Source organism: Streptomyces sp. NPDC103540, from assembly GCF_055584445.1.
This window is the reverse complement of the sequence record NZ_JBVJMA010000003.1, coordinates 312,799-335,240: the sequence shown is the minus strand read 5'-3', so window position 1 is coordinate 335,240 and position 22,442 is coordinate 312,799. Positions and strand designations below refer to the sequence as shown.

Here is a 22,442-nt window from a genome sequence, read left to right as displayed (position 1 = left end):
TGGTTGTTCCCGCAACCCTCGATTTAGTTGGATATCCAAGCAAAATCGCAGGTCAAACGGGGTTTCGCAGTTATGCGACGCACTGGGTAACGTGCTTTGCGCAGGGCACTCGCCGGGGCACCTGTCACGCCTGAATCCCAACGCGCCGCGCACCCACCCCGTGCGCGGGAACCGGATACAGGTGAGCCGCACTGGTCCCCGGAGAACCCGGGTGCCGGACCGACGGAGGAGCACACGTGACCGTGGAGAGCACTGCCGCGCGCAAGCCGCGACGCAGCAGCGGCACCAAGCGGGCGGCAGGCGCGGCGAGCGCCCGCAAGACCGCCGCTGCCACCGCACAGCCGCACGACGCCGAGCCTCAGCTCGTACAACTGCTGACGCCCGAGGGCGAACGCGTCGAGGTCAAGGACAATCCCGACCTCGCGGAGTTCGCGCCCTTCGTCGCGGACATCACCACCGAGGACCTGCGCGGGCTCTACCGCGACATGGTCCTGACCCGCCGCTTCGACGGAGAGGCCACCGCCCTCCAGCGTCAGGGCGAGCTGGGCCTGTGGGCCTCGCTGCTGGGCCAGGAGGCCGCGCAGATCGGCTCCGGCCGGGCCCTGCGCGACGACGACTACGTCTTCCCGACCTACCGCGAGCACGGCGTGGCCTGGTGCCGCGGGGTCGACCCGACGAACCTCCTCGGCATGTTCCGCGGCGTCAACCACGGTGGTTGGGACCCCTCCACCAACAACTTCCACCTGTACACGATCGTCATCGGCTCGCAGACCCTGCACGCCACCGGCTACGCCATGGGCGTCGCCAAGGACGGCGCGGACTCGGCGGTCATCGCCTACTTCGGCGACGGCGCCTCCAGCCAGGGCGACGTGGCCGAGGCGTTCACCTTCTCGGCGGTCTACAACTCCCCCGTGGTGTTCTTCTGCCAGAACAACCAGTGGGCCATCTCCGAGCCCACCGAGCGCCAGATGCGCGTCCCGCTGTACCAGCGCGCCCAGGGCTTCGGCTTCCCGGGCGTCCGCGTCGACGGCAACGACGTCCTGGCCTGCCTCGCGGTCACCCGCTGGGCGCTCGACCGGGCCCGCCGGGGCGAGGGCCCGACCCTCGTCGAGGCGTTCACGTACCGCATGGGCGCGCACACCACCTCGGACGACCCGACGAAGTACCGGCGCGACGAGGAGACCGCGGCCTGGGAGGCGAAGGACCCGATCCTGCGCCTGAAGGCCCACCTGCTGGCGAGCGGGGGCGCCGACGAGGCGTTCTTCGAGCAGCTGGAGGCGGAGAGCGAGACCCTGGGCAAGCGGGTGCGCGAGGTCGTGCGCGCCATGCCCGACCCCGACACCATGGCGATCTTCGAGAACGTCTACGCGGACGGGCACGCGCTCGTCGACGAGGAGCGCGCCCAGTTCGCCGCCTACCTCGCGTCCTTCGAGGAGGGCCACTGATGGCTGTCGAAAAGATGTCGATCGCGAAGGCGCTCAACGAGTCGCTGCGCAAGGCCCTGGAGACCGACCCCAAGGTCCTGATCATGGGTGAGGACGTCGGCAAGCTCGGCGGCGTCTTCCGCATCACCGACGGGCTCCAGAAGGACTTCGGCGAGGAGCGGGTCATCGACACCCCGCTCGCCGAGTCGGGCATCGTCGGCACCGCCATCGGCCTGGCCCTGCGCGGCTACCGGCCGGTCGTGGAGATCCAGTTCGACGGGTTCGTCTTCCCCGCCTACGACCAGATCGTCACGCAGCTCGCGAAGATGCACGCCCGCGCGCTCGGCAAGATCAAGCTGCCGGTCGTCGTGCGCATCCCCTACGCGGGCGGCATCGGCGCCGTCGAGCACCACAGCGAGTCCCCCGAGGCGCTCTTCGCGCACGTTCCGGGCCTCAAGGTGGTCTCGCCGTCCAACGCCTCCGACGCGTACTGGATGCTCCAGCAGGCCATCCTCAGCGACGACCCGGTGATCTTCTTCGAGCCGAAGCGCCGCTACTGGGACAAGGCCGAGGTCGACGTCGAGGCCATCCCCGGCGAGCTGCACAAGGCGCGCGTCGCCCGCTCCGGCACCGACCTCACCCTGGCCGCGTACGGCCCGATGGTGAAGGTCTGCCTGGAGGCGGCGGCCGCGGCGGCCGAGGAGGGCAAGTCGGTGGAGGTCGTCGACCTGCGCTCGATGTCCCCGGTCGACTTCGACGGGCTCCAGGCCTCCGTCGAGCGCACCCGCCGGCTCGTGGTGGTCCACGAGGCGCCGGTGTTCCTCGGCGTGGGCGCGGAGATCGCCGCCCGCATCACGGAGCGGTGCTTCTACCACCTGGAGGCGCCGGTCCTGCGCGTCGGCGGCTTCCACGCCCCCTACCCGCCGGCCCGCCTGGAGGACGAGTACCTGCCCGGCCTGGACCGGGTGCTCGACGCCGTCGACCGCTCGCTGGCGTACTAGGAGACCCGCGTCATGACGATCCGCGAATTCAAGATGCCCGACGTGGGCGAGGGCCTCACCGAGGCCGAGATCCTCAAGTGGTACGTCCAGCCGGGTGACACCGTCACCGACGGCCAGGTCGTCTGCGAGGTCGAGACGGCGAAGGCGGCCGTGGAGCTGCCCATCCCCTTCGACGGGGTGGTGCACGCGCTGCTGTTCGACGAGGGCGTCACGGTCGACGTCGGCCAGGTGATCATCTCCGTACGGACGGGTCCCGCCGGCGACGAGGACGCGGCCCCGGCCGCGCAGGCCGTCGTCGAAGCGGCCGCGCCCGCCGCGCCGGCCCCGGCCGCCCCGGCCGTCGAAGAGCCGGTCGCCGAGGGTCGCCAGCCGGTCCTGGTGGGCTACGGGGTCTCCCAGGCGTCCACCAAGCGCCGGCCGCGCAAGGCCGTCGAGGGCGCCGCCCCCGTGGTCCCGGCGCAGCAGCCGGCCCCGGCGGCCGCGCCGGTCGCCGCCCCGGCCGCGGCCCCCGCGACCGCCGTGCTCAACGGCAACGGGCACGTCGCCGGCGAGCGCCCGCTGGCCAAGCCGCCGGTGCGCAAGCTCGCCAAGGACCTCGGCATCGACCTGGCCGCGGTGGTCCCCACCGGTGACGGCGGGGTCGTGACCCGCGAGGACGTGCACGCGGCCGCCGCCGCGGCGCTCGCCCCGCAGGCCGCCCCGGTCGCCGAGGCCCCGGCCGCCGCGCCGGCGCCCGTCGCCGCTCCGGTCGCCGCCGCCGCGGTCTCCGCGCCGTCCGAGGGGACGGCCCGCGAGACCCGGATCCCCGTCAAGGGCGTCCGCAAGGTCACCGCGCAGGCCATGGTCACCTCGGCCTTCACCGCGCCGCACGTCACCGAGTTCATCACCCTCGACGTGACCCGCACGATGAAGCTCGTCCAGGAGCTGAAGGACGACCCGGACCTCGCGGGGCTGCGGATCAACCCGCTGCTGCTGATCGCCAAGGCCGTCCTGATCGCCATCCGCCGCAACCCGGACGTCAACGCGTCCTGGGACGAGGCGGCCCAGGAGATCGTGCTCAAGCACTACGTCAACCTGGGCATCGCGGCCGCCACCCCCCGCGGGCTGATCGTGCCGAACATCAAGGACGCGCACGCCAAGACCCTCGGCGAGCTGTCGACGGGCCTGTCCGAGCTGGTCGCCACGGCCCGCGAGGGCAAGACCTCCCCGGCCGACATGCAGAACGGCACCATCACCATCACCAACGTCGGCGTCTTCGGCGTCGACACCGGTACGCCCATCCTGAACCCCGGCGAGTCCGCGATCCTCGCGGTCGGCGCGATCAAGCTCCAGCCGTGGGTCCACAAGGGCAAGGTCAAGCCGCGCCAGGTCACCACGCTGGCGCTGTCCTTCGACCACCGCCTCATCGACGGAGAGCTCGGCTCGAAGTTCCTGGCCGACATCGCCGCCGTCCTGGAGCACCCGCGCCGACTGGTCACCTGGTCCTGACCCGGTAGTCGCCGCACCCGAGGGCCGGTCCCCCGCACGCGCGGGGGACCGGCCCCCGTGCGTGCGGGGCACCCCGGTGCCCCGCACGGGCCGGCGCCGACGGAACACGAAATCCCTGGCCGGAGGCGTTGTTCGGTGTGATCATCGGCCCATGCGATTCCGCCCTGCCACCGCAGACCCCAACGACCTCGACCGCGCCCTGGCCCACCCGGCCGACGGCCCCGTCGAGGCCCTCCCCGCCGACCGGATCCGCGAGGAGCTCGCCGAGAACCGCCTCCGCCCCGAGTGGACCTGGTTCGCCGAGGACGAGGACGGCGACGTGCTCGCCCGCGCCCTGTGGTGGGGCCGCGCCGACAGCGAACGCCCCCTCGCCCTCGACTGCCTCCAGGTCCGCGCCGGCGTCACCGACCCGGCCGCCGTCGCCGGCGCCCTGCTCGCCGCCGGACACGAGGCCTTCGGCAAGCGCCCCGGCTACAACCTCTCCCTTCCCCGGGGCTGGCGCGAGGACGCCGCCCTGGCCGCCGCGGTGGCCTGGCGCCAGGAGGCCGCGCACCGCACCGGCCTGACCCGCGAGATCGAGCGCCTGCGCTACGAGTGGACCCCCGCCGCCGGCACCACCGCCCCCACCGGCGCGCTCGTCTTCCGCGAGGGCACCGACGAGGAGTTCCTCGACGCCTTCGTCCGGCTCTCGCGCGGCAGCCTCGACCTCGCCACCCGCCACGAACTCGCCTCCATGACCGAGGAGGAACTCGCCCGCGAGGACTTCGAGTTCTACCGCGACTGCCCCGGCGAACGCTCCTGGTGGCGCCTGGCCCACCTGCCCGACGGCACCCTCGCCGGGATGGCGATCCCCTCCGCGACCCCCTACCACCGCAACGTCGGCTACCTGGGTGTCGTCCCCGAACTGCGCGGCCGGGGCCTGATCGACGAGATCCTCGCCGAGATCACCCGCTTCCACGCCGCCGAGGGCGCCGAACGCGTCACCGCGACCACCGACACCGTCAACCTCCCGATGGCCGCCGCCTTCGACCGGGCCGGCTACGAGGTCACCGAGATCCGTCTCGTCCTGGAGGCCCCGCCCGGGCCCTGACGCGCGGTAGCCTCCCGGCATGCCGATCGCCGAGCTTCAGGTGTACGCCGTGGAGGAGTCCGACGCCGACGGCGGGGTCTGCCTCGTACGGTGCGTCGGCGGCGTGGCGCGCACCGGACAGGTGTACGCGGCCGGGGAGTACCGGGTCTGGCTCCGCGCCATGGAGCGCCACGGTCGCACCGTCGACTTCTTCGACGCCGGCCACACCGCCAGGGTCCGCCTCGCCGGCCCCGTGGTCGCGCTGCTCAGCAGGGGCCAGGTGCTCACCTCCGTGCCGCCCGACGGGCACACCCTCCCCGAGCTGGAGGCCTGGCTGGCGACCGACCCGCCGCTGCGCGACGAGCCGCGCCCCCGGACCCTGCGCGGCCTCGCCGTCGCCGGGATGCGCGACGAGCGGCTGCCGCAGGAGGTGCGGCTGCGCTGGGGCCGGATCGCGCTGGAGGCGGCGGACCGCTGCGCCCGGTGGGAGGACGCCTCCGCGCCGGTGCGCGGCATCGAGCTCGCCTTCGTACGGGGCTACCTGCTGCGGGAGTTCGGCCCCGGACCGGGCGGCGATCCGGCCGAACTGTGCCGGGAGGTGCTCGCCCTGATCGACCTCACCCCGCGGGAGGCGGCCGAGCAGGCCCGCGCCTGGCGGGACCTGCCCCGGCCGCGGATCGTGCACCTGCGCCGCATCAAGGGGCTGCTGCGGTGGACGGACGCCGCCCGGCCGCACCTGCCGGAGGGGGACGCGCTGACCGAGACCGTCGACGCCTGGGCACGGGTGCGCGCGGGGCTGCCGTAGCCGACCCCGGCCCCGACCCGTTCCGCGCCGTCCCGCTCCGCGTCGTCCCGCCGGATCAGGCCTTGGCGGCGCTGCCGAGCACCTTGGTCGGGGTGATGCGCACGACCACGCGTACGGCCCCGTCCGAGGTGTCCTGGTACTCCTTGGCGGCCTCCGCCCCGACGTACTCGGTGGCGATGCGGGCGGCGACGGTCCGGTCCACGTCCTCCGTGAGCGTCGCCGCGCCGCGGATCTCCGCGTAGAGGTAGGGGTCGGCCAGGTCGAAGACCGTCAGCCCGACCCGGCCGTCGCGGGCGATGTTGCGGGCCTTGGCGCGGTCGCGCTCGGTGGAGATCAGCAGCTCGTCGCCGTCCCGGCTCACCCAGATCACCGAACTCTGCGGGCTGCCGTCGGGGTTGAGGGTGGTCAACACCGCCGGGTGGGGGGTGTCCAGCAGTCGGCGCACGGAGTCGTTCAGCACAAGGGTCATGCGGCCGAGGGTAGTTCGGGCCGGAGCCCGACACCGCTCGTTTCGAGCCGGCCCCGAGGGGGGCGGAAGTCCGCTACCGCCAGGGGATGTTGCGCCACGGGCCGGCGGGGTCGGTGGTCAGCGTCAGGTGGGTGGCGAGGGCGCCGGTGTACCACTCCCCGAACGCCTCCTCGTCGAAGTGCAGGCACCGGCCCAGGGCGTACCCGGCGGAGAACTCCTCCCACGACCGGTACGTGCGCCGCGCCGCCTCCCCGGCGCGCAGCACCCCGCGCTCCGCCTCCTCCAGGTCGCCGTAGCGGGCGCCGAGTCCCCAGCGGGCCATCTGCGAGGCCCGCCCGATGTCCCAGGCCTCCACCGAACGCACCCAGCCGTCCTCGGGGAGCAGCCCGTCGGCCCGGAAGCGCTGCTCGTAGCGGGCGATGCGGCCGATCAGCCGGCGCACCCCGGCGATCTCGCCCTCCACCTCGGCGCCGGGGCGCGGCCGGGCGAGGGTGACCCCGTCGGGGGTGAGCCGCGGTTCCGCGGACAGCTCCGCGCTGCGGCGCAGGCCCGCCTCGGCGGCGTGCCTCCAGTGCTCGGTGTCCACGGGCCCGGCGAAGTCGGAGGCCAGGACGCGGCGCACGCGCAGGGCGTACTCCCAGACCGGGCTGACGACGCGGGCGGTCAGCAGCTGCTCCAGGGTGTGGAGCCAGCCCTCGCGGTCGGTGATGTCCCAGCTGTCGCGCAGGCGGGCGCGCTGCCGGCCGTAGCCGTTGCCGTGGTAGGCGAGGGCGTTCCAGAACTCCCCGTTGGACACGGAGAGATGGGCTCCCACCGCCAGGCCGTGCGCGACCGCCCCGTGCAGGGGGCCGCCGGTGAACAGGGCGTGGACGCCGCCCGGCGGCAGTCCGAGGGAGGGCGCGGCCTCGGCGTGCGCGCGCCAGCGGGCCAGGTCGGCGGGGGTGGTGGTGAGGTAGGCCTCGCAGGGCGTGCCCGGGTTCACCGCGAGGTGGGCGGGGTCGGCGGGGGTCCACACCTTCGCGAACCAGCCCAGGCCCTGGGACTCGTAGACCGTCTCGGGGGTCGGCGCGGGCAGCGTCCCGGCGGTCTGGACGACGAGGGCGCCCCGCGGGGTCGGGAAGAAGCGGACGCTGCCGGGCTCGGCGTCGGCCCGCGCGCGGGGCTGGGCGAGGAAGAGCCGGGCCCGCGCGAGCGCGTCCAGGTACGCGCCCCAGTCGCCGCGGCACTTCGCCTCGTACAGCTCTCGCTCGATCGCGCTCGGCGCCGTCCAGCCATCCATACGGGGACCCTACCGGGACGCTCCGGGGGCTCGGTCCGGCCGCCCGCCCGCCGGTCCTGTCTCCCGGCCGCGGTGTACGACCCCCGTGTTCCCGTGCGACCGTACGGACCCCCTTGACGGGCTCCGGTGACGGGGAGACGCTCCCGTGGCGCACGACCGAGTGGGGGGCACGGTATGCCGGAGGAGCACGTCCGGACGGTGGGGGAGTTGCGGGCGCGGCTCGCGGAGCGCGGGGCGAGGTGGTCGGTCGCCGAGCACCTCGCGGACGGGGATCCGCTGCCGAGACCGGCGCTGGGCCTGGACCCGGGGGCGAACCTGACGCCCGCCGCCAAGGCGGGCCTCGTCGACCTGCGGGCGCTGATCGGCGCGGAGAGCGGCAACCCGCACCTGAACCGCCGCAGGGCCGCGCACGGGCTGCTCGCCGCCGGGCCGGCGGTGTCGGGGCCGGCGGTGTCCGGGCCGGCGGTGTCCGGGACGGCCCGACCCGCCGCCGTGGACTGGCGCGAGCGCTTCGGGTGGCCGTGGCTGACGAAGGTCAAGGACCAGAACCCCTGCGGTACCTCCTGGGCGTTCGGGGCGGTCGGGCTCGTTGAGTCGATGGCCCGGATCGAGCACGACGTGTGGGCGGAGCGTTCCGAGGGCGACGTCCGCGACGGGCTCCGGCTCGCGTGCGGGCAGGGCGGCGACCCGGAGACGGCCCTCGACTGGATCGTGTTCAACGGGGGTCTCGCCGACCCGGACTGCTGGCCGTACGGCACCCCGCCGGCGGGCCTGCCCGTCCGGCGCCGCAAGGCCTGGCGGGCGGAGTACACGCCGAGTTGGGACCGCTCGGGCCGGACGGTGCGCATCAGCGACTTCGTCCGGCTCGGGGACGTGGAGCAGCAGAAGGTGTGGCTGGACACGGTCGGGCCGCTGACGGCCTGCTTCGACGTCCACGAGGACTTCTTCGCGCTCGGCTCGGGCGTCTACCACCGCACCGTCGACCGGCTCGCGGGCGGCCACTGCGTGCTGGTCGTCGGCTACGACGACGCGGCGGGATGCTGGCTGTTCAAGAACTCCTGGGGGCCGGAGCACCACGTGGGCGGCTACGGCCGGATCGCCTACGGCGAGGCCAACATCGACCACTGGGCCAAGTGCGGGCTGCTCGGCACGAACATCGACCCGTGGAGCAAGCGCCGGCTGCACACGGGCAACGTGTACGAGAGCGGCAACGGTCGGGCCCACCGCAACTTCGAGCTGGCGGCGACGGCGGGCGGCGGCCGGCTGCGGCACTGGTGGCGCGAGGGCGAGCCGCCCTTCGCCTGGACGCCGGAGGCGACCTTCGCCGGGGACGCGTCGGGCCTGCCGGCCTTCACCGGCACCACCTACAACCGGAACATGGAGTCGCTGCACGTCACCACGGGCGGCCGGTTGCGCCACTGGTACTACGAGCAGGCGGTCGGGGTGTGGCGCGACGGCGGCGCGTTCGGGCCGGGGGACGCGGCCGTCGGCTCGACGCCGGCGTTCATCCAGAGCGACTACGGCAAGCCCGGCAACTTCGAGGTGGTGGTCCGCACCGCGGACGGCCGGCTCAACCACTGGTGGCGGATCAACGGCGCCCCCTGGACCTGGAACGACGGCGGTCGTTTCGCCTCCGGCATCGCCCACTACGGGCCCGCCCTGGTGCAGACGCGGGCCCGTCACCTCGACCTGGTCGCGGCCCGGACGGACGGCCGGATGCAGCTGTGGTGGCGCGACGACGCGAACGGGTTCGTGTGGCGGCCGGGGGAGGTCTTCGGGGGCGGCGTCACCTCGGCGCCCTGCATGATCGAGGGCCAGTACGGGGCGGCGGACGAGGACACCGCCGGGAACTACGAGCTGTGCGTGGCGGTCGGGGACGGGCGGGTCGAGCACTGGTGGCGGGGCAACGCCTCCGGGGCGCCGTGGACACGCTCGGCGACCTTCGGCCGCGACGTCCTGGCCGTCACCGGGATGCTCCAGGGCAGCTTCGGGTTCAACCTGGAAGTCGTCGTCCTGCGCACCGACCGCCTGCTCCAGCACCACTGGCGCGACGGCGCGGGCTGGCACGAGGGGTCGGTGATCGGCCCCGCCTGAGCCGGGAGGTCCTCGCGGGTGGAAGTGCGCACGATCGCCCTGGCCGCCGGTGGCTCGTACGAGCTGAGGCTCACCGGTCGGGGCGCGCGCGGGTACGTGTGGACCTGGCAGGTGTCCGGCGACGCGGACGCGGTCACGGTGGGCGAGGCCGCGTCCGCGCCGGGCGAGGGGGCGGCGTCGGGGGAGCCTGTGGCGCCGGGGGAGCCGGTGGAGCGGACCTGGGTGGTGCGCGGCCGGCGTGCGGGCGGGCGGGCCCGGATCCGCTTCGCGCAGGTCCGGCCGCCCTTCCCGCAGGAGGCCCCGTACGACGAGTTCGTCCTGGAGGTGGTGGTCACCGCCGGCGACGGGGGCTGAGCGCCAGGTGCTGGACGGCCTCCAGCGGTCCCCGGTCGAAGCGGGCGAGCCACAGCCGGGCGCAGAGCACCAGGGTGAGGGAGACGCCGGCCCACAGGCCCATGACCCACCAGGGGCCGGTGTCGCCGAAGCGGTCGGCGAGGCCCAGGCCGAAGCCGTAGCAGAGCAGGGCGCAGAGCAGGTTCTGGCCGACGTAGGCGGACAGGGCGGTGCGGCCGACGGCGCCGAGGGAGCGGGCGCCGGGGAGGCGGAACCGGTCGAGGACGACGCCGATCAGGCCGATGTAGCCGACGGCGACCAGCGGGGCGATGCCGTAGCGGCCCAGCACGAAGAAGTCGGATCCGCCGAGGTCGGCGGCGATGCCGAGGGGCAGGCCGAGGCCCAGTCCCCAGGCGGCCATGCGGACGCGGATCCGGCGGCCGGTGTCGGTCGGGGCGAAGGCGCCGGCGCGGTGCAGCCGTACGCCGAGCAGGAAGAGGAAGACGAGCAGGCCGAAGGAGAAGACGGGCTCGATGCGCAGGGCGAGGGCGTTGTCCAGGCGGAAGCGGATCTGGTCGCCCCAGCCGCCGTGGGCGTAGAGCGCGACGGCGTCCGGGTCGGGGGCCTCGGGGCCCTCGTCGGGGTCGGCGAGCGCGGCGAGGGTGATCAGGCCGACCAGGGTCAGGTGCAGGCCGGCGGCGGTCCACAGGGCGATGCTCCGCACCCGCTCGGAGCGGGCCAGCAACCAGGCGACGAGCAGCGCGGTGACGGCGTACCCCATGAGCACGTCCCAGGCGAAGATCAGGACGAAGTGGACGGTCCCCTCCAGGAAGAGGAACGCCGCCCGGCGCGGGTAGCGGCCCGGCCAGGGTTCGCCGCGGCGCTTCGCGGAGTCGTACTGGATGGCGAGCCCGACGCCGAAGAGGATGGTCAGCAGGGCGAGGAACTTGCCGTCGGCGAGGAAGCGGAAGACGGCCTCGGCGATGGTGGAGGCCCGGGGGTCGGCGAGCGGGTCGGGCACGTCCAGGCCGCCCTGGAGCACGGCCCACTCGGAACCGGGCGAGGCGAAGATCCACACGTTGGTCATGAGCGTGCCGAGGATGGCGGCGCCGCGCAGGACGTCGAGGAGCGGGATCCGGGAGCCGGACGGGGAGCGGTTCGGGTCGGCGGAGGGGGCGGTCGTGGACCCGGGCGCGGACGCGGGAGCGGAGGCGTGGGCGTCGGGCGGGGCGTTGTGGGCCATGGAACAAGCGTCCCGGCGGGGGCGGCCCGAATCCTCCTGCCGGTGGACGAAGGCCGCGTACACCCTTCGATGCAGGGGCCGGGCCGGCGCGTCCACATCCCGGACGGGACCCGCCTTGCACCCTTCTTGTATCTATGCTGTGCGCATGCTCGCCTCCGCGCCGCCGGCGCCCCCCGCCCCCACCGCGGCCGAACGCGTCTACCAGCACGTCAAGGAGGGCGTCCTCGACCGGCGCTACGAGGGCGGCACGCTGCTGACCGAGGGCGGTCTGGCGGACGCCGTCGGCGTCTCGCGCACCCCGGTCCGCGAGGCGCTGCTGCGGCTGGAGACCGAGGGGCTGCTCAAGCTGTACCCGAAGAAGGGCGCCCTGGTCCTGCCGGTCTCCGCGCAGGAGATCACCGACGTGATCGAAACCCGGCTGCTGGTCGAGGAGTTCACCGCCACGCGGGCCGTGCCCGCACCGCCCGCGCTGCTGGAGCGGCTGGAGGAACTCCTCGCGCTCCAGCGCCGGCACGCCGCCGAGGGGGACCTGGCCGCGATGATGACCGCCGACCGGTGCTTCCACGCCGAGATCGTGCGCAACGCCGGCAACCAGATCCTGTGCCGGCTCTACGACCAGCTGCGCGACCGGCAGTTGCGGATGGGCGTGGCCCTGCTCCACGCGCACCCCGAGCGGGTGGAGCGGACGCTGGCCGACCACGCCGAGATCCTGCGCGCCCTGCGCGCCGGGGACGCCACCACGGTGGCCGAGGCGGTACGCGGACACGTGATCCGGGTCGGCGAGATGGTGCGGGGGCCGGTCAGGTGACCGCCGCCTCCGGCGCCTCCGCCGCCTCTCCCTCCCCCTCCGCCTCCGCCTCCCCCTCCGCCTCCCCCGGCGCCGCGTCCGCCTCCGGGCCCGGCGTCCACGCGGATCCGCCGGGCGGGCGGCGGGCCGTCGCCGTCTGGTCCATCGGCGTCGCCGTCTACTTCGTCGCCGTCATCTTCCGCACCAGCCTGGGCGTGGCCGGCCTGGACGCCGCCGACCGCTTCCAGGTCAACGCCTCCGCCCTGGCCGCCTTCTCCCTCCTGCAACTGCTGGTCTACGCGGGCATGCAGATACCCGTGGGCCTGATGGTGGACCGCCTCGGCACCAAGAAGGTCCTCACCCTGGGCGTCGTGCTGTTCACCGCCGGGCAGATCGGCTTCGCCCTCTCCCCGTCCTACGGCATGGCCCTGGCCGCCCGCGCCCTGCTGGGCTGCGGCGACGCGATGACCTTCATCTCCGTGCTGCGGCTCGGCACCCGCTGGTTCCCGGCCCGGCGCGGGCCCCTGATGGCGCAGCTCGCCGGGCTGGTCGGCATGGCGGGCAACCTCGTCTCCACCCTCGTCCTGGCGCCCGTCCTGCACGGGGTCGGCTGGGTGCCCGCCTTCGCGGGCAGCGCGGTGGCCGGTCTGGTGGTCCTCGTACCGCTGGTGCTGTTCCTGCGCGACCACCCCGAGGGGTACGGGCCGCCGCCCGTGACCCGCGGCGGGGGCGGCTACGTGCGCCGCCAGATCGCCGACTCGTGGCGCGAGCCCGGCACCCGGCTCGGGCTGTGGGTGCACTTCACCACGCAGTTCCCCGCGATGGTGTTCCTCCTGCTGTGGGGCATGCCGTTCCTCGTCGAGGCGCAGGGCCTGTCCCGGACCACCGCGGGCGGGCTGCTGACCCTGGTCGTCGCCTCGAACATGGCCTTCGGGCTGGTCTACGGCCACGTCGTGGGCCGCCGCCAGGCCTCCCGGATCCCGCTCGCCCTCACCACCGTCGCCGTGACCGCCGCGCTGTGGGGCGCCGTCCTCGCCTACCCGGGCGGCCGGGCACCGATGTGGCTGCTGATCACCCTGTGCGTGGTCCTCGGCACCTGCGGGCCCGCCTCGATGATCGGCTTCGACTTCGCCCGGCCCGCGAACCCGCCCGAGCGCCAGGGCACCGCCTCCGGCATCACCAACATGGGCGGTTTCCTCGCGTCCATGACCACCCTGCTGGCCGTCGGCGTCCTGCTCGACGCCACCGGCGACGACTACCGGATCGCCTTCTCGGCGGTGTTCGTCCTGGAGGCCCTGGGCGTGGCGAACATCCTGCGGCTGCGCGGCCGGGCGCTGGACCGCGAACGGGAACGGGACCGCGAGCGGGCGAGGGAGCGCGGGCATGCCGTCCCCCGCGAGCGCGCCGAGGCCCAGGCGCCCGCGCCGGCCCCCACCACCCGACCCGCCGGGGTCTGAGGGCCCCGCGCCGAGGTCGTCGCGGGCCCTACGGGGTCACCGCGAACGCCGCCAGCAGCGCCTCGGCCAGCTGCGGATCGCCCTCCACCCTCAGCCGCTCGGGCGCCACCGACCGCGCCCGGACCCGGCCCGCGGCGAGGCGTACGTACGTCTCCCAGTCCATGGTCAGCGTCACCGCCGGGCCGAGCGACGGGGTCTCCTCCAGGGTCGCGCGGCCCGTCGCGTCCACCCGGACCGTCCGCATGAACTCCACCGGCCCGTGCACGTCCACCACGACCGCCGAGTTCGCGGGCGCCCCCGCCCCCTTCGCCACGGCCTTCGGCAGCCCCGCCAGCAGGAGGTCCCGCGCCACGAACGCGCCCGGCGAGTCCCAGTTCCCGGGCGCTCCCAGCGCCGCCCGCAGGTCCTGCTCGTGGACCCATACGTCGAAGGCCCGCATCCGCAGCGCCTGTTCCAACGTCACCTGGTCGCCCAGCGGACCGCGCACCAGGGCGGACGGGTCCCGCTTCTCGTTGCGCAGTTGGCGCGCCCGGCGGATGACCGTGTACTCCAGCTCCGAGGTCATCTCCGGCGCCGTGTGGTGGCGCCGGACGTCAACCTGTACCTCCATGTACCGGGTGAACTCGTCCACCACGTGGCGCAGGTCGCGCGGCAGCGTGTGGATCGGACGCGGGTCCCCGAGCTGCTCGCACTCGATCCCGATGATGTGCGAGACGACGTCCCGGACGGACCAGCCGGGGCACGGGGTGGGGAGGTTCCACTGGCCCTCGGTGAGGGGGAGGACCAGCTCGGATATCGCCTCGATGGAATGCGTCCACGCGTCGGCATAGGGCTCAAGGCTGGGATGGACGGTCAACGGGACCCCTCGCGTGCTGTTCAGTGGCGCGTTGTGGACTGTGCCCAAAACTACGCTGCCCAGGAGCACACCGGCAGTGCTTTCGTGTGACGATCGTAGGCCCGAGTCGACGGCTGACAAGCCAGGACGGTGGTAATGTGCGCGCCTCGCTGATCCAAATCGCGGTGAACGAAGGGGAGTCGGTCGCCTCCCGACGGTCCCGAGCGGCCGATCTCGTACGGGAACAGGCCGATTCCGACCTTGTCGTGCTGCCCGAGCTGTGGACGGTGGGCGCCTTCGCCTACGAGCAGTTCGAGACCGAGGCGGAGCCGTTGGACGGCCCGACCTACGAGGCCATGTCCAAGGCGGCCCGGGACGCCGGGGTCTGGTTGCACGCCGGCTCCCTCGTGGAACGCGCCGGCGACGGCTCCCTCTACAACACCGCCCTCGTGCTCTCCCCGACGGGCGAACTGGCCGCGACGTACCGCAAGATCCACCGCTTCGGCTTCGACCAGGGCGAGGCGGTGCTGATGTCGCCCGGCGATTCCCTGACGACGGTCACCCTGCCGGAGCAGACCCTCGGCCTCGCCACCTGCTACGACCTGCGCTTCCCCGAGCTGTTCCGGGGCCTGGTCGACGCGGGCGCCACCACGATGGTCGTGGCCGCCGGCTGGCCGGCCCGCAGGCGGTCCCACTGGACGCTGCTGAACCGGGCGCGGGCCGTGGAGGACCAGTCGTACGTCCTGGCGTGCGCGCTCGCCGGCACGCACGCGGGCGTCGAGCAGTCCGGACACAGCCTGGTGGTGGACCCGTGGGGCGAGGTGCTGGCGGAGGCCGGACCCGGCGAGGACGTCCTGACCGTCGAACTGGACCCGGCGAAGGTGCCCGACACCCGCGAGCAGTTCCCGGCGCTCAAGGACCGCGCCCTGGGCCTGCGCACCCCCGGCGGCGCGCGGTGACCGGACCCGGCGAGCCCGCGCGGCCCGGTACCGACGCCGGTACCGGCGCCGAGGTCGACGCCGGGGCGGTGGAGGCCGCGCAGGAGCCGCACGACCCCGCCCCCGGGGAACGCGAGGCCCTCGACCGGGTCCGCGCCGAGGCCGCGGGCATGCGCCACCACGAGGCCGAGGAGGCGCTGGAGGCCGCCACCGACGCCGGGGCGGACCCCGCCGTCGTGGCGGAGTGGCAGCGCCTCACCGACCACCTCGCCGTCCACGGCGGCCCGTACGCCCCGGAGTCCGATCCCTTCGTCCAGGGCCAACTCGCCGCCCGCGCCCACCACGCCGAGGACGACGCGGAGGCCGGCGGCGACCCGGAGGACGACGCCGACACGGACCGGTGACGCCGCCGCGGACGGGAGACGCCGCCGCGGACCGGTGACGCCGCCGCGGGCCGGTCAGGCCTGGACGGCGGCCTCCCGCTCCTTCTCCGCCATCCGCACCACGCACACCGCGACCGCGATGAGCAGTGCCGGATCCGCGTCCTCGCGGACCACCTCAACCGCGTAGGTCTCGCGGATCCGGTACCACTGGCGGGAGATCAGCGCGAGCAGCTCCCCCGCGTAGTCGATCTTGAACTCGCGGTCCGCGATCCGGCCGCTGACGTCCAGTTCGGTGCCGTCCGCGAGGGTCACGCGGAAGTGGTTGCGCAGCAGCGAGAGCCGCTTGCGCCGGATGACCGCGAGCCGCAGCTCGTCGCGCTCCAGGGTCATCGCGTCGCGCAGGCCGAAGAGCTTCTCCCGCAGGGTGATCAGGATCCGCCCCTGCGGGTCCTTCAGCTCCAGGGTGTCCCGGAAGCGCAGCGCCTTCCCGTCGACGAGGAAGGCGTGCCGGCCGTCCTCGTCCTCGATGAGGTAGTCATCGCCGACGGCAAGCATTTTGTCCCGAACCAGGTATTTCATACCGTGATCGCTGCCCGCGATAGGTTGCCGTCATGCGCCTTCTCTACGTGACCGACCTGGCCTACCCGGCCCGCGGACGCCGCTACTGCGACGAGGACATATTCCTCACCGACCGGTTGCGCGAGCACTTCCCGCTGGCCCTGTGCCACCCCCTCGACGCCCGCGCCCTGATGTTCGGCTTCGACGCCGTCGTCGTCCGCAACAGCGGCCCCGTCCTGCACTACCGGCAGGCCTGGGAGGAGTTCCGGGCCGCCGCGCTCGCCACCGGGACCCGCGTCTACAACCCCCTCACCGGACGCGGGGACATGGCCGGGAAGCAGTACCTGCTCGACCTGACGGCAGCCGGCCACCCGGTCATCCCGACCGTCGACGACCCCGCCGACCTGCACCTGCTGCCCGAGGCGGCCGAGTACGCCGTCAAGCCCAAGCAGGGCGCCGACTCCATCGGCCTCGTCTTCACCGACCGCCCGAGCGGCGTCCCCGGCGAGATCCTGATCCAACCGCGCGTCGACTTCGCCTACGAGGTGTCCTTCTACTTCGTCGACGACGCCTTCCAGTACGCCCTCCACGCCCCGGACCCGGCACGCCGCTGGGAACTGGTCCCCTACGAGCCCGACGCGGCCGACCTCGCCTTCGCCCGCCGCTTCGTGGACTGGAACACCCTCGACCACGGCATCCAGCGCGTGGACGCCTGCCGCGCCCCGTCCGGGGAACTGCTGCTGGTCGAACTGGAGGACCTCAACCCGTACCTGTCGCTCGACCTGCTCCCCGAGGAGGTCAGGGAGTCCTTCGTGACGGCACTGGTGGGGTCTTTGACGTCGTTCCTGGACGGGAAGTAGCCGGACCCCGCCGCCAGGACCGCAGCAGCAGCCGGCGGCCGGGCAGCTCGACCCACGTGTGCAGGGCCCAGGCGAGGGCGAGGGAGACGGAGAAGGCCGCCGCCAGCGCCCACAGGCCGCCGTCCCACATCGGGAGCTTGGGGTGCCCCCCGAAGAGGCTCTCGCCGGCCCGGATCACCAGGATGTGGACCATGTAGAAGGCGAAGGACACCTCGCCGAGCCTGACGCTGATCCGGCCCCGCCACGGGGACGGCTCCCCGCGCAGGTCGGCCTGGGCGGCGGCGGCGATCAGGGTGGAGAACCCGACGATGGTGCAGGCGACGGTGCGGAAGGCGTAGTCGGCCTGGTAGCCGAGGAAGTACCCGGCCATCGTCAGGGCGAGGGAGACGGTCAGACCCGGTCCGCGCCAGCGGCCCGCGCGCACCAGCTCGGCCAGGGTGATGCCGAGGACGAACTCGGGGAGCCGGTAGAGGGGGAAGAAGTAGTTCGCCCAGACCTGGCCGTCGGCGACGCCGGTCAGCTCCCACACCGTCGGGATCGCCACGATCACGGCCAGGCACGCGCCCGCGACGACGACCGGCGCGTGCCGGCCCAGCCGGCGCAGCGGGCCGATCATCAGCGGGAAGGCGGCGTAGAAGAACGCCTCGACGGCCAGCGACCAACTGACCGGGTTCAACCCCTGGAAGTAGGGGACCTGCGGGAACCAGGACTGGATCAGCCCGAGGTTCGCGCCGAGGCTCCCCGGCGTGGGCCGCTCGCCGGCCCCGAGGAAGTACACGAGGGCGAGGGCCGCCACGACGGTGACCAGGTGCAGCGGATAGATCCGGGCGAGGCGGCGCCGCCAGAACCGGACGATGCCCCGACCGGCGGGCGAGGAGGGCGTCGACCAGGCGAGCACGAAGCCGGAGAGGACGAAGAAGAACGAGACCCCGGTGCTGCCCATCCCGAAGGCGAAGGTGACCAGGTCGTTCGCGCGTCCGCCGAAGTACTCCACGATGTGCACGTGGTACAGGAACACCATCAGGGCGGCGGTCCAGCGCAGCCCGGTGAGCGACGGCAGCGCCACGGGGCGGTCCGCCGCCGCCCCACGCTCCGTCGACTGCGCCCCACTGCGGATTCCGGATATCAGCTGGTTGCTCGACACGGCCCGAAACCTTACACGCGCGTACCGTTCCGCTTCAGTTCCGCTACCACCCGGTTACCGGGAGTGGGCGCGGGTGCTCGGGCGGGCCCTTCGGGGGCGGCGCCGCACGCGTGTGATCTCGCGTTCACGGGCGGATGGCAAGCTTGAACCATGAACGATGCAGCCCCGGCGCCCACCCCCGCGCCCGCGCCCCGCCGTGCCCGTGTCCGTGCCCCCGAGCTGGTCGGGAAGGGGGGCTGGCTGAACACCGGTGGCAAGGAGCTGACCCTCGCCGACCTGCGAGGTCGCATCACGATCCTCGACTTCTGGACCTTCTGCTGCATCAACTGCCTCCACGTCCTGGACGAACTCCGGGAGCTGGAGGAGAAGCACCGCGACACCGTGGTGATCATCGGGGTGCACTCGCCGAAGTTCGTCCACGAGGCCGACCACGCGGCCGTCGTCGACGCCGTCGAGCGCTACGAGGTGCACCACCCGGTCCTCGACGACCCCGAGCTCACGACCTGGAAGCAGTACGCCGTCCGCGCCTGGCCCACGCTCGTGGTGATCGACCCCGAGGGGTACGTCGTCGCCCAGCACGCCGGCGAGGGGCACGCGCACGCCATCGCGCGCCTCGTCGAGGAGCTGGAGGCCGAGCACGAGGCCAAGGGCACCCTGCGGCGCGGTGACGGCCCCTACGTGGCCCCCGAGCCCGTCGCGACCGACCTGCGCTTCCCCGGGAAGGCGCTCGCGCTGCCCTCCGGGAACCTCCTGGTGTCCGACTCCACCCGGCACCAGCTGGTGGAGCTGGCCCCGGACGGGGAGAGCGTCGTGCGCCGCGTCGGCGGCGGTGAGCGCGGATTCGGTCCGGACGCCTTCAGCGAGCCCCAAGGCCTCGCGCTGCTGCCCGACGGCCGCGTCGTGGTCGCCGACACCGTCAACCACGCCCTGCGCGTCCTCGACCCGACCGACGGGAGCGTCGAGACGGTCGCGGGGACCGGCCGGCAGTGGTGGCAGGGTTCGCCCACCTCGGGGCCCGCCCTGGAGGTGGACCTGTCCTCCCCGTGGGACGTCGCCTGGTGGCGGGGCCGGGTGTGGATCGCCATGGCCGGCGTGCACCAGCTGTGGACCTGGGACCCCGAGGCGGGCACCGTCCAGGTCGCCGCCGGCACCACCAACGAGGGCCTCGTCGACGGACCCGCCGCCGAGGCCTGGTTCGCGCAGCCGTCCGGGCTCGCCGCGGCCGGGGACGACCGGCTGTGGGTCGCGGACTCCGAGACCAGCGCCCTGCGCTGGGTGGAGCCCGACGGCGACGGCTACGCCGTTCGGACGGCCGTCGGCACCGGCCTGTTCGACTTCGGGCACCGCGACGGCGACGCCGCGCAGGCGCTGCTCCAGCACCCGCTCGGGGTGACCGCCCTGCCGGACGGCTCGGTCGCGGTCTGCGACACGTACAACCACGCGCTGCGCCGCTACGACCCGGCCTCCGGGCAGGTCTCGACGCTCGCCACCGATCTGCGCGAGCCGAGCGACGCGGTACTGGTCGGCGAGGACATCGTGGTGGTCGAGTCGGCCCGGCACCGGCTGACGCGGCTGCGGCTGCCCGAGGAGGCCGTACGGGTCGACGCGGTCGCCCACCGCACGCAGCGGGCGGCCACCGAGGTCGCCCCGGGCACGCTCCGCCTCGACGTGGTCTTCCAGGCGCCCGCCGGGCAGAAGCTGGACACCCGCTACGGGCCCTCGACGCGGCTGCTGGTCTCCTCGACCCCGCCGGAGCTCCTCGCGGCGGGCGAGGGCCCGGGTACGGACCTGTTCCGGGAGCTGGTGTTGAACCCGGAGGTCACCGAGGGCGTGCTGCACGTCTCGGCGATGGCCGCGTCCTGCGACGACGACCCGGCCAACGAGTACCCGGCCTGCCACGTCCACCAGCAGGACTGGGGCGTCCCGGTGGTCGTCGCCGAGGGCGGCGCGGCCCGGCTGCCGCTGGTCCTGGCCGGCCTGGACGCGTAGCGGCGGTCCGTCCCGCGCCCCCGTGACCGCGCCCCGGACGAGGTGTCCGGGGCGCGGGACGGCCGCTCAGCCCTCCAGGAAGGACAGGAGGGCGTTGGCCAGCAGGTAGGGGTCGTCGGAGCCGCACAGTTCGCGGGCGCTGTGCATCGAGAGGATCGCGACGCCGATGTCGACGGTCCGGATGCCGTGGCGGGCGGCCGTGATGGGGCCGATCGTGGTGCCGCAGGGCATGGAGTTGTTGGAGACGAAGGTCTGCCACGGCACTCCGGCCCGCTCGCAGGCGCCGGCGAACACCGCGCGACCGCTGCCGTCGGTGGCGTAGCGCTGGTTGACGTTGACCTTCAGGATGGGGCCGCCGTTGACGCGCGGGTGGTGCGAAGGGTCGTGCCGCTCGGCGTAGTTGGGGTGCACGGCGTGGCCGGTGTCGGAGGACAGGCACACGGTTTCGGCGAAGGAACGGGCCCGGTCCTCGTAGCTGCCGCCCCGTGAGAAGACTGAACGTTCCAGCACGTTGCCCAGCAGCGGGCCGTCGGCGCCGGTGTCGGACTGGGAGCCGTTCTCCTCGTGGTCGAAGGCCGCGAGCACCGGGATGTGGTCCAGGGCGGCACCGGAGGTGGCGACGGCGGCCAGCGCGGCGACGCCCGCGTGGACGGACAGGAGGTTGTCCATCCGCGGCCCGGCGAGGAGTTCGCGGTCCCGGCCGAGGTAGGCGGGCGGCTCGATGGAGTGGACCATCAGGTCCCAGCCGGCCACCGAGCCCTGGGGCAGGCCCTCCTCCTCTTCGAGGAAGGCGATGAGGTCGCCCTCGCGCGCGTCGCCCAGGCCCCAGATCGGCTGCATGTGGCGCTGCTTGTCGAGCTTGAGCCCGTCGGTGTTGACGGAGCGGTCGAGGTGCACGGCGAGCTGGGGGACGCGCAGCAGGGCGCGGTCGACGTTCACCAGTCGCTCGGTGCCGTCGCGCAGCGTCAGCCGGCCGGCGAGGCCGAGGTCGCGGTCGAGCCAGGTGTTGAGCAGGGTGCCGCCGTAGATCTCGACGGCGACCTGGCGCCAGCCCTGGGAGCCCGTGTCGGGGAGGGGCTTGACGCGGAGGTTGGGGGAGTCGGTGTGCGCGCCGATGATGCGGAAGGGGGTGTGCGCCGCCGCGCCCTCGGGGACGTACCAGGCGATGATCGCGCCGCCGCGCAGGACGAAGCGGCCTCCGGTGCCCGAGTCCCAGGCGTCCGATTCCGACAACTGCCTGAAGCCTGCCTTCTCCAGCCGCTCCGCCGCGTTGGCGACGGCGTGGTACGGCGACGGGCTGGCCGTCAGAAAGGTCATCAGGTCGTCGGTGTGGCCGCGGTCGAAGCGGGCGGGAGAACTCATGTGTGTCACCTTAACGACGGTCGTGTACGCCTTGGCCGGACTGCGGCGGATAGCCGAAGGGGTTGGGGGACGCGGGGGGTTTGGCCCGTGACCCCGGCATTTTCAGCCCGGCGGACGCTCGAAACGGCGCTGGAGCTGCCTGCGCTCGCCCCGGCGGATGCGCGGGAGCATCTCGGGGGTCTGCGGCGGGCGCTGCGCGCGTCTTTTGCGTCCGGCGCAGAAGATACAGGCCTCGCCGGGAGGGGCATCGGGGTCGATGGGCGCGCCGGGGTGTTCGGAGCATCCCGAGGCGTTGCGCGGCCGGGACAGTTCGCGGGCCACGATGAAGGCCCGGTGGAGGTCGTCGGCGAGGCGTACGAAGTCCTGGTCGGGGGAGCCGAGGGTGAGGTGGAAGCGCTGTTCGTCGATGGTGCGCAGGAAGCGGCGCAGGACGTCCAGGGTGTAGGGGCCCTCGGGGACGGGGTAGCCGAGGCGGCGCTGTTCGCCGGGGACGGCGGGGGCGGGGCCGGCCTGTCGGCCGCCCTGGAGCCGGCGGCCGAGGCGGCGCCGGTCGTTGCAGATGAGGCAGCGGCCCCAGCCTTCGGGGGCCTCGGGGTCGAGGGCGCCGTTGGGGTGTTCGGGGCAGCCGGTGTAGCTCTTGGCGGGGGCGAGGCCGGCGGCGGTCTGGAAGGCCACGTAGAGGGCGTCGGCCACCGGGTCGTACTCGGTGGGGTGGGCGCCGTCGTAGAGGTCCTTGATCCGGTCGCCGAGGGCGCCCACGTTGGCCTGGAGCTCCTTGAGGGCGTACGGCCTCCCGGTGGGGACGGAATACCCCCTGCTGTGGTTCTGCTCCTGTGGGCTCATGTCTACGAGCGTGCCACGAACGGCCGACAACAGTGGCCGGACCCCCGACAGGGTGGGTCCGGCCACGTTGCGTACGTACAC

General features: G+C 73.8%; 21 protein-coding genes. 13 read left to right on the top strand and 8 right to left on the bottom strand.

What is annotated here, in order from left to right:
• Nucleotides 1–236: 236 nt before the first annotated feature.
• The 5 genes from pdhA to ACZ6ZI_RS09530 all read left to right on the top strand — a co-directional run bounded on the left by pdhA (nucleotide 237) and on the right by ACZ6ZI_RS09530 (nucleotide 5,787).
• A complete protein-coding gene (gene pdhA / locus ACZ6ZI_RS09550; RefSeq protein WP_363053609.1) occupies nucleotides 237–1,445 on the top strand; it encodes a pyruvate dehydrogenase (acetyl-transferring) E1 component subunit alpha in 1,209 nt (402 codons plus the stop codon).
• Nucleotides 1,445–2,425 (top strand): alpha-ketoacid dehydrogenase subunit beta, encoded by a 981-nt coding sequence (locus ACZ6ZI_RS09545; protein ID WP_363053610.1) that lies wholly within the window; start codon nucleotides 1,445–1,447, stop codon nucleotides 2,423–2,425. The genes pdhA and ACZ6ZI_RS09545 overlap by 1 nt, the downstream gene beginning before the upstream one ends.
• Before the next feature lie 12 nt (nucleotides 2,426–2,437).
• On the top strand, nucleotides 2,438–3,913 hold the full coding sequence (locus tag ACZ6ZI_RS09540) for a dihydrolipoamide acetyltransferase family protein (protein ID WP_469518241.1): 1,476 nt from the start codon (nucleotides 2,438–2,440) through the stop codon (nucleotides 3,911–3,913).
• A gap of 151 nt (nucleotides 3,914–4,064) precedes the next feature.
• Nucleotides 4,065–5,003, top strand: a complete 939-nt coding sequence (locus tag ACZ6ZI_RS09535) for a GNAT family N-acetyltransferase (RefSeq protein ID WP_469518240.1) — start codon at nucleotides 4,065–4,067, stop codon at nucleotides 5,001–5,003.
• Nucleotides 5,004–5,022: 19 nt separating this feature from the next.
• On the top strand, nucleotides 5,023–5,787 hold the full coding sequence (locus tag ACZ6ZI_RS09530; RefSeq protein ID WP_469518238.1) for a hypothetical protein: 765 nt from the start codon (nucleotides 5,023–5,025) through the stop codon (nucleotides 5,785–5,787).
• A 55-nt stretch (nucleotides 5,788–5,842) separates the two neighbouring features.
• Here the strand turns inward: ACZ6ZI_RS09530 and ACZ6ZI_RS09525 are convergent, their stop codons facing one another.
• Both ACZ6ZI_RS09525 and ACZ6ZI_RS09520 read right to left on the bottom strand, forming a co-directional pair.
• Nucleotides 5,843–6,256 carry a PPOX class F420-dependent oxidoreductase gene (locus tag ACZ6ZI_RS09525; RefSeq protein ID WP_469518236.1) on the bottom strand — a complete coding sequence of 138 codons (414 nt, stop codon included), beginning with the start codon at nucleotides 6,254–6,256 and terminating at the stop codon, nucleotides 5,843–5,845.
• Nucleotides 6,257–6,329: 73 nt separating this feature from the next.
• The gene (locus tag ACZ6ZI_RS09520) at nucleotides 6,330–7,535 is read right to left on the bottom strand and encodes a DUF1266 domain-containing protein (RefSeq protein WP_469518234.1); all 1,206 of its coding nucleotides are present in this window, start codon (nucleotides 7,533–7,535) and stop codon (nucleotides 6,330–6,332) included.
• Between the two features lie 174 nt (nucleotides 7,536–7,709).
• Here ACZ6ZI_RS09520 and ACZ6ZI_RS09515 point away from each other — a divergent pair, with 174 nt between their 5' ends.
• A complete protein-coding gene (locus ACZ6ZI_RS09515; protein ID WP_469518232.1) occupies nucleotides 7,710–9,629 on the top strand; it encodes a C1 family peptidase in 1,920 nt (639 codons plus the stop codon).
• An 18-nt stretch (nucleotides 9,630–9,647) separates the two neighbouring features.
• The gene (locus ACZ6ZI_RS09510; protein WP_363053619.1) at nucleotides 9,648–9,983 is read left to right on the top strand and encodes a protease inhibitor I42 family protein; all 336 of its coding nucleotides are present in this window, start codon (nucleotides 9,648–9,650) and stop codon (nucleotides 9,981–9,983) included.
• Here the strand turns inward: ACZ6ZI_RS09510 and ACZ6ZI_RS09505 are convergent.
• Nucleotides 9,961–11,205, bottom strand: a complete 1,245-nt coding sequence (locus tag ACZ6ZI_RS09505) for a DUF418 domain-containing protein (protein WP_469518229.1) — start codon at nucleotides 11,203–11,205, stop codon at nucleotides 9,961–9,963. The genes ACZ6ZI_RS09510 and ACZ6ZI_RS09505 overlap by 23 nt on opposite strands.
• Nucleotides 11,206–11,350: 145 nt before the next feature.
• Between ACZ6ZI_RS09505 and ACZ6ZI_RS09500 the strand changes: the two genes are divergently transcribed.
• A complete protein-coding gene (locus ACZ6ZI_RS09500; RefSeq protein ID WP_469518227.1) occupies nucleotides 11,351–12,013 on the top strand; it encodes a GntR family transcriptional regulator in 663 nt (220 codons plus the stop codon).
• A 143-nt stretch (nucleotides 12,014–12,156) separates the two neighbouring features.
• The gene (locus ACZ6ZI_RS09495; RefSeq protein ID WP_469518662.1) at nucleotides 12,157–13,449 is read left to right on the top strand and encodes an MFS transporter; all 1,293 of its coding nucleotides are present in this window, start codon (nucleotides 12,157–12,159) and stop codon (nucleotides 13,447–13,449) included.
• 28 nt (nucleotides 13,450–13,477) lie between these two features.
• Here ACZ6ZI_RS09495 and ACZ6ZI_RS09490 read toward each other — a convergent pair whose 3' ends face one another.
• Entirely contained in the window at nucleotides 13,478–14,305 is an 828-nt protein-coding gene (locus ACZ6ZI_RS09490) for a maleylpyruvate isomerase family mycothiol-dependent enzyme (RefSeq protein WP_469518225.1), read from the bottom strand.
• Nucleotides 14,306–14,442: 137 nt separating this feature from the next.
• On the opposite strand from ACZ6ZI_RS09490, the gene ACZ6ZI_RS09485 reads away from it, so the two are divergent.
• Entirely contained in the window at nucleotides 14,443–15,243 is an 801-nt protein-coding gene (locus ACZ6ZI_RS09485) for a carbon-nitrogen family hydrolase (RefSeq protein WP_469518223.1), read from the top strand.
• Nucleotides 15,240–15,626, top strand: coding sequence for a hypothetical protein (locus ACZ6ZI_RS09480; protein WP_469518220.1), 387 nt, complete (start codon nucleotides 15,240–15,242; stop codon nucleotides 15,624–15,626). Before ACZ6ZI_RS09485 ends, ACZ6ZI_RS09480 begins: the two co-directional genes overlap by 4 nt.
• A gap of 54 nt (nucleotides 15,627–15,680) precedes the next feature.
• On the opposite strand, the gene ACZ6ZI_RS09475 is transcribed toward ACZ6ZI_RS09480, so the two are convergent.
• Complete coding sequence (locus ACZ6ZI_RS09475) at nucleotides 15,681–16,184, bottom strand: LURP-one-related/scramblase family protein (protein ID WP_469518219.1); 504 nt, start codon at nucleotides 16,182–16,184, stop codon at nucleotides 15,681–15,683.
• A gap of 32 nt (nucleotides 16,185–16,216) precedes the next feature.
• Between ACZ6ZI_RS09475 and ACZ6ZI_RS09470 the strand changes: the two genes are divergently transcribed.
• The gene (locus tag ACZ6ZI_RS09470) at nucleotides 16,217–17,023 is read left to right on the top strand and encodes an ATP-grasp domain-containing protein (RefSeq protein WP_469518217.1); all 807 of its coding nucleotides are present in this window, start codon (nucleotides 16,217–16,219) and stop codon (nucleotides 17,021–17,023) included.
• Here ACZ6ZI_RS09470 and ACZ6ZI_RS09465 read toward each other — a convergent pair.
• Nucleotides 16,962–18,167 (bottom strand): acyltransferase family protein, encoded by a 1,206-nt coding sequence (locus tag ACZ6ZI_RS09465; protein WP_469518215.1) that lies wholly within the window; start codon nucleotides 18,165–18,167, stop codon nucleotides 16,962–16,964. The genes ACZ6ZI_RS09470 and ACZ6ZI_RS09465 overlap by 62 nt on opposite strands.
• 150 nt (nucleotides 18,168–18,317) lie before the next feature.
• On the opposite strand from ACZ6ZI_RS09465, the gene ACZ6ZI_RS09460 reads away from it, so the two are divergent.
• The gene (locus ACZ6ZI_RS09460; protein ID WP_469518213.1) at nucleotides 18,318–20,156 is read left to right on the top strand and encodes an NHL domain-containing thioredoxin family protein; all 1,839 of its coding nucleotides are present in this window, start codon (nucleotides 18,318–18,320) and stop codon (nucleotides 20,154–20,156) included.
• Between the two features lie 66 nt (nucleotides 20,157–20,222).
• Here the strand turns inward: ACZ6ZI_RS09460 and ACZ6ZI_RS09455 are convergent, their stop codons facing one another.
• Entirely contained in the window at nucleotides 20,223–21,518 is a 1,296-nt protein-coding gene (locus ACZ6ZI_RS09455) for a M18 family aminopeptidase (protein WP_469518211.1), read from the bottom strand.
• Between the two features lie 102 nt (nucleotides 21,519–21,620).
• Entirely contained in the window at nucleotides 21,621–22,361 is a 741-nt protein-coding gene (locus ACZ6ZI_RS09450) for a hypothetical protein (protein ID WP_363053635.1), read from the bottom strand.
• Between the last annotated feature and the right edge of the window lie 81 nt (nucleotides 22,362–22,442).